The organism is Micrococcus sp. HMSC067E09 (assembly GCF_001812555.1).
GTDB lineage: Bacteria > Actinomycetota > Actinomycetes > Actinomycetales > Micrococcaceae > Micrococcus > Micrococcus lylae.
Window position 1 is genome coordinate 1 of the sequence record NZ_KV809406.1, and the last position, 6,164, is coordinate 6,164.

A 6,164-nucleotide genomic window follows, 5' to 3' on the forward strand; every position below is an offset into this window, starting at 1 on the left:
GGGCACTGGTCCAGCCGGCACCGACAAGAGAAGGCCCCGCGCACCAACACACCACGCCCACACACACCCGAACGCCGCACCCACACGGCAGGCCCGGCACCAACAAAACCAAGCCCCCCAAAAAAAAGGGGAGGCCCCGCACCACACAGGTACGGGGCCTCAACCCACAAAGAATGTCCGGCGGCGACCTACTCTCCCACAACCTCCCGGTTGCAGTACCATCGGCGCTGTGGGCCTTAGCTTCCGGGTTCGGAATGGAACCGGGCGTTTCCCCCACGCTATGACCGCCGTAACCCTAGAACCACACCCCCAACACCCAAACAACGGAACGGGGGCGGGTAAAACTCACAAGTCACAACACATCGCGACACATATTTACTTACACGCTCAAGCAACCATACACCACAGTCACCCAAGGCTGCAATCAGACAACCGCACAGTGGACGCGAACACCACAACAAAAGTGTTTGTAAGTCATCGGCCTATTAGTACTGGTCAGCTCCACACGTCGTCAGTCCGTGCTTCCACATCCAGCCTATCAACCCAGTGTTCTAGCTGGGGGCCTCACACCCTCAAAGGGGCAAGGAAATCTCATCTCGAAGCCGGCTTCCCGCTTAGATGCTTTCAGCGGTTATCCATCCCGAACGTAGCTAATCAGCCATGCACCTGGCGGTACAACTGACATACCAGAGGTTCGTCCGTCCCGGTCCTCTCGTACTAAGGACAGACCTTCTCAAATTTCCAACGCGCGCAGAGGATAGGGACCGAACTGTCTCACGACGTTCTGAACCCAGCTCGCGTACCGCTTTAATGGGCGAACAGCCCAACCCTTGGGACCAACTCCAGCCCCAGGATGCGACGAGCCGACATCGAGGTGCCAAACCATGCCGTCGATATGGACTCTTGGGCAAGATCAGCCTGTTATCCCCGAGGTACCTTTTATCCGTTGAGCGACGGCCGTTCCACAACGAGCCGCCGGATCACTAGTCCCGACTTTCGTCCCTGCTCGAGCTGCCACTCTCACAGTCAAGCCCCCTTGTGCACTTGCACTCAACACCTGATTGCCAACCAGGCTGAGGGAACCTTTGGGCGCCTCCGTTACCATTTGGGAGGCAACCGCCCCAGTTAAACTACCCATCAGGCACTGTCCCTGACCCGGATCACGGGCCGAAGTTAGATATCCAGAGTTACCAGAGTGGTATTTCAACGATGACTCCACCAACACTGGCGTGCCGGCTTCACAGTCTCCCACCTATCCTACACAAGCAACACCGAACACCAATACCAAACTATAGTAAAGGTCACGGGGTCTTTCCGTCCTTCTGCGCGTAACGAGCATCTTTACTCGTAATGCAATTTCGCCGAGTTCACGGTTGAGACAGCGGGGAAGTCGTTACTCCATTCGTGCAGGTCGGAACTTACCCGACAAGGAATTTCGCTACCTTAGGATGGTTATAGTTACCACCGCCGTTTACTGGGGCTTAAATTCTCCGCTTCGCCGAAGCTAACGGGTCCTCTTAACCTTCCAGCACCGGGCAGGAGTCAGTCCGTATACATCGTCTTACGACTTCGCACGGACCTGTGTTTTTGATAAACAGTCGCTTCCCCCTGGTCTCTGCGGCCCCTACCCCCTCACACCAGCACGTGGTGCTCAAGGTCAGGGCCCCCCTTCTCCCGAAGTTACGGGGGCATTTTGCCGAGTTCCTTAACCATGATTCTCTCGATCGCCTTAGTATTCTCTACCTGACTACCTGTGTCGGTTTCGGGTACGGGCGGCTAGAACCTCACGCCGATGCTTTTCTAGGCAGCATAGGATCACCGGATCACCCACATGGTGGGCGCCCATCAGGTCTCAGGCACACAACCGGCGGATTTACCTACCGGCAGCCCTACACCCTTAGACCAGGTCGATTCCATTGCCTGGCCCGGCTACCTTCCTGCGTCACACCTGTTAATGCGCTTGCCTCCTCGGTTCAGGTCCCGCGCTCCACACCACACGCCCTGCTCAAAGAACAAGGTCGAGGATGCTTCGGGCGGTTAGTATCACCGAATCAGCATGGACGGTCCTTCACCGGTACGGGAATATCAACCCGTTGTCCATCGACTACGCCTGTCGGCCTCGCCTTAGGTCCCGACTCACCCAGGGAAGATTAGCTTGACCCTGGAACCCTTAGTCATCCGGCGGACGGGTTTCTCACCCGTCTTTCGCTACTCATGCCTGCATTCTCACTCGTGCACAATCCACCAGAAGTTACCCGCTGGCTTCACCTCGTGCACGACGCTCCCCTACCCGTCCAGAAAGACTGAACGCCACGGCTTCGGCGGTGTACTTGAGCCCCGCTACATTGTCGGCGCGGAATCACTTGACCAGTGAGCTATTACGCACTCTTTCAAGGGTGGCTGCTTCTAAGCCAACCTCCTGGTTGTCTCAGCAACTCCACATCCTTTCCCACTTAGCACACGCTTAGGGGCCTTAACCGGTGGTCTGGGCTGTTTCCCTCTCGACTATGAAGCTTATCCCCCACAGTCTCACTGCCACGCTCTCACTTACCCGGCATTCGGAGTTTGGCTGAAGTCAGTAACCTTGTAGGGCCCATCGTCCATCCAGTAGCTCTACCTCCGGGAAGAAACACGTGACGCTGCACCTAAATGCATTTCGGGGAGAACCAGCTATCACGGAGTTTGATTGGCCTTTCACCCCTACCCACAGCTCATCCCCTCCATTTTCAACTGAAGTGGGTTCGGTCCTCCACGCGCTCTTACACGCGCTTCAACCTGGCCATGGGTAGATCACTCCGCTTCGGGTCTAGGACACGCGACTCAACGCCCTATTCAGACTCGCTTTCGCTACGGCTACCCCACACGGGTTAACCTCGCCACGTATCACTAACTCGCAGGCTCATTCTTCAAAAGGCACGCTGTCACCTGAACACGCAGGCTCCAACGGTTTGTAGGCACATGGTTTCAGGTACTATTTCACTCCCCTCCCGGGGTACTTTTCACCATTCCCTCACGGTACTGATTCACTATCGGTCAACAGGTAGTATTCAGGCTTACCAGGTGGTCCTGGCAGATTCACACGGGATTCCTCGAGCCCCGTCCTACTCGGGCAACCACTCAACAGCGGCGGAACGCATTACAACTACGGGACTGTCACCCTCTACGGTCGACCATCCAAGATCGTTCGTCTATACGCCCGCACCTCACCGCGACGTGCCGGCAGACACGCCAAGAGCAGGCCCACAACACCGCACATGCAACCCCTGCCGGGTATCACACACATACGGTTTAGCCCCATCCGCTTTCGCTCGCCACTACTCACGGAATCACTTTTGTTTTCTCTTCCTGTGGGTACTGAGATGTTTCACTTCCCCACGTTCCCCCCAACCGGCCTATGTGTTCAACCGGTGGTCACACGACACGTCGTGCGGGGTTTCCCCATTCGGAAATCCTGGTCTCAACGTCCGGTTATCGACTCCACCAGGCTTATCGCAGATTCCCACGTCCTTCTTCGGCTCCTGTTGCCAAGGCATCCACCATGCGCCCTTAGAAACTTCCAAACACTAGAAGTCCAAAAAATGAGCATAAGATGACATCATTCTCGGCATCACCACACCTCACCAAACACCCCACACAACGTGGGGGCACTCAGATCAACGATGCAGCAACAAAAATAAGATGCTCGCGTCCACTATGCAGTTCTCAAACAACAACCCCCACACAGCCCCACACCAACACATAGTCGATGCTTCACCATGCGAAGACTCAACCAGGAAACAACGTCACACCCACACAGGATGTGCCTGCTGTCCCAAAACCCAACAGTGTGCCAACACCAGCACGCACCACCAGCACCCACAGCTTTCCAACAACCCACAAGAGCTGCGTACTCACCAGACGCCGGCACCACCACTGGCACCATTCATTGATGTTCCACCCATGAGCAACCGACCATCACACACTCGGTGATGCCATCGGCACTAAATGCTCCTTAGAAAGGAGGTGATCCAGCCGCACCTTCCGGTACGGCTACCTTGTTACGACTTAGTCCCAATCGCCAGTCCCACCTTCGACGGCTCCTTCCACAAGGGTTAGGCCACCGGCTTCGGGTGTTACCGACTTTCGTGACTTGACGGGCGGTGTGTACAAGGCCCGGGAACGTATTCACCGCAGCGTTGCTGATCTGCGATTACTAGCGACTCCAACTTCATGGGGTCGAGTTGCAGACCCCAATCCGAACTGAGACCGGCTTTTTGGGATTAGCTCCACCTCACAGTATCGCAACCCATTGTACCGGCCATTGTAGCATGCGTGAAGCCCAAGACATAAGGGGCATGATGATTTGACGTCGTCCCCACCTTCCTCCGAGTTGACCCCGGCAGTCTCCCATGAGTCCCCACCATCACGTGCTGGCAACATAGAACAGGGGTTGCGCTCGTTGCGGGACTTAACCCAACATCTCACGACACGAGCTGACGACAACCATGCACCACCTGTGAACCCGCCCCAAAGGGGAAACCGTATCTCTACGGCGAACGAGAACATGTCAAGCCTTGGTAAGGTTCTTCGCGTTGCATCGAATTAATCCGCATGCTCCGCCGCTTGTGCGGGCCCCCGTCAATTCCTTTGAGTTTTAGCCTTGCGGCCGTACTCCCCAGGCGGGGCACTTAATGCGTTAGCTACGGCGCGGAAACCGTGGAATGGCCCCCACACCTAGTGCCCAACGTTTACGGCATGGACTACCAGGGTATCTAATCCTGTTCGCTCCCCATGCTTTCGCTCCTCAGCGTCAGTTACAGCCCAGAGACCTGCCTTCGCCATCGGTGTTCCTCCTGATATCTGCGCATTCCACCGCTACACCAGGAATTCCAGTCTCCCCTACTGCACTCTAGTCTGCCCGTACCCACCGCAGATCCGGAGTTAAGCCCCGGACTTTCACGGCAGACGCGACAAACCGCCTACGAGCTCTTTACGCCCAATAATTCCGGATAACGCTCGCACCCTACGTATTACCGCGGCTGCTGGCACGTAGTTAGCCGGTGCTTCTTCTGCAGGTACCGTCACTTTCGCTTCTTCCCTACTGAAAGAGGTTTACAACCCGAAGGCCGTCATCCCTCACGCGGCGTCGCTGCATCAGGCTTGCGCCCATTGTGCAATATTCCCCACTGCTGCCTCCCGTAGGAGTCTGGGCCGTGTCTCAGTCCCAGTGTGGCCGGTCACCCTCTCAGGCCGGCTACCCGTCGTCGCCTTGGTGAGCCATTACCTCACCAACAAGCTGATGGGCCGCGAGTCCATCCAAGACCGAAATTCTTTCCAACACCCACCATGCGGTGAATGCTCCTATCCGGTATTAGACCCCGTTTCCAAGGCTTATCCCAGAGTCAAGGGCAGGTTACTCACGTGTTACTCACCCGTTCGCCACTAATCCACCCCAGCAAGCTGGAGCTTCATCGTTCGACTTGCATGTGTTAAGCACGCCGCCAGCGTTCATCCTGAGCCAGGATCAAACTCTCCGTAAAAAAATTACAGAACAACCAGTCAACAGCCGGAAAAACCATCAACCAGTCAATTCAATCACTGGCATGCCATCGACACAGACACACGGGGGTGCGTCCGCCGACAGCCACCAATCAATAAATAATTGGCATCAACAAACTTGGCACACTATTGAGTTCTCAAACAACAGGCGCTTCCGACACTCAGCTCGACCCGCCATCGCGGCGCTTCGCTCCGGAGCAACTTCTCCATCTTAGCCGACCGACCAGAGAGTGTCAACTTGATGTTCTCAAGTCATTCACCATCCGGCGGTGGCAGACAAGGATTAACCTTACCACCACCAACCCGGTCCCTGTCAAACCCAACCGCTGGCAGCAACACTGCCAACCGGATCCTCCAGGACTCACACCAGCCGGCACGCACCAGAAGGCCTCCACGACCCCAGACACGAACCGCACTGACACACCAGGCGATCAGCTCTTCAAGAATACCCCTTCACTTCCCCAAGGAAATGACCGGGATGCTGACGTGAACACGGCAAACAACCGCTTGTTTCTCGTGTTTTCTACGGAAACCGTGGTACTCACTCCGACGCTGCGAACTGATCCGTTCCGCGCCTCAGCACGAGAAAGAACTCTACACACATCCCCACCCACACGCAAAATCGG

At 56.1% G+C, this 6,164-nt stretch carries 3 rRNA genes; all 3 read right to left on the reverse strand.

The features are described from left to right. Positions 1–175: 175 nt before the first annotated feature. Positions 176–292, reverse strand: a 5S ribosomal RNA gene (gene rrf, locus HMPREF2863_RS00480). A gap of 173 nt (positions 293–465) precedes the next feature. Next, positions 466–3,560: ribosomal RNA gene (locus HMPREF2863_RS00485) — 23S ribosomal RNA — on the reverse strand. A gap of 435 nt (positions 3,561–3,995) precedes the next feature. Further along, positions 3,996–5,519: ribosomal RNA gene (locus HMPREF2863_RS00490) — 16S ribosomal RNA — on the reverse strand. The 16S, 23S and 5S rRNA genes sit together here, the layout of an rRNA operon. Positions 5,520–6,164 lie beyond the last annotated feature (645 nt).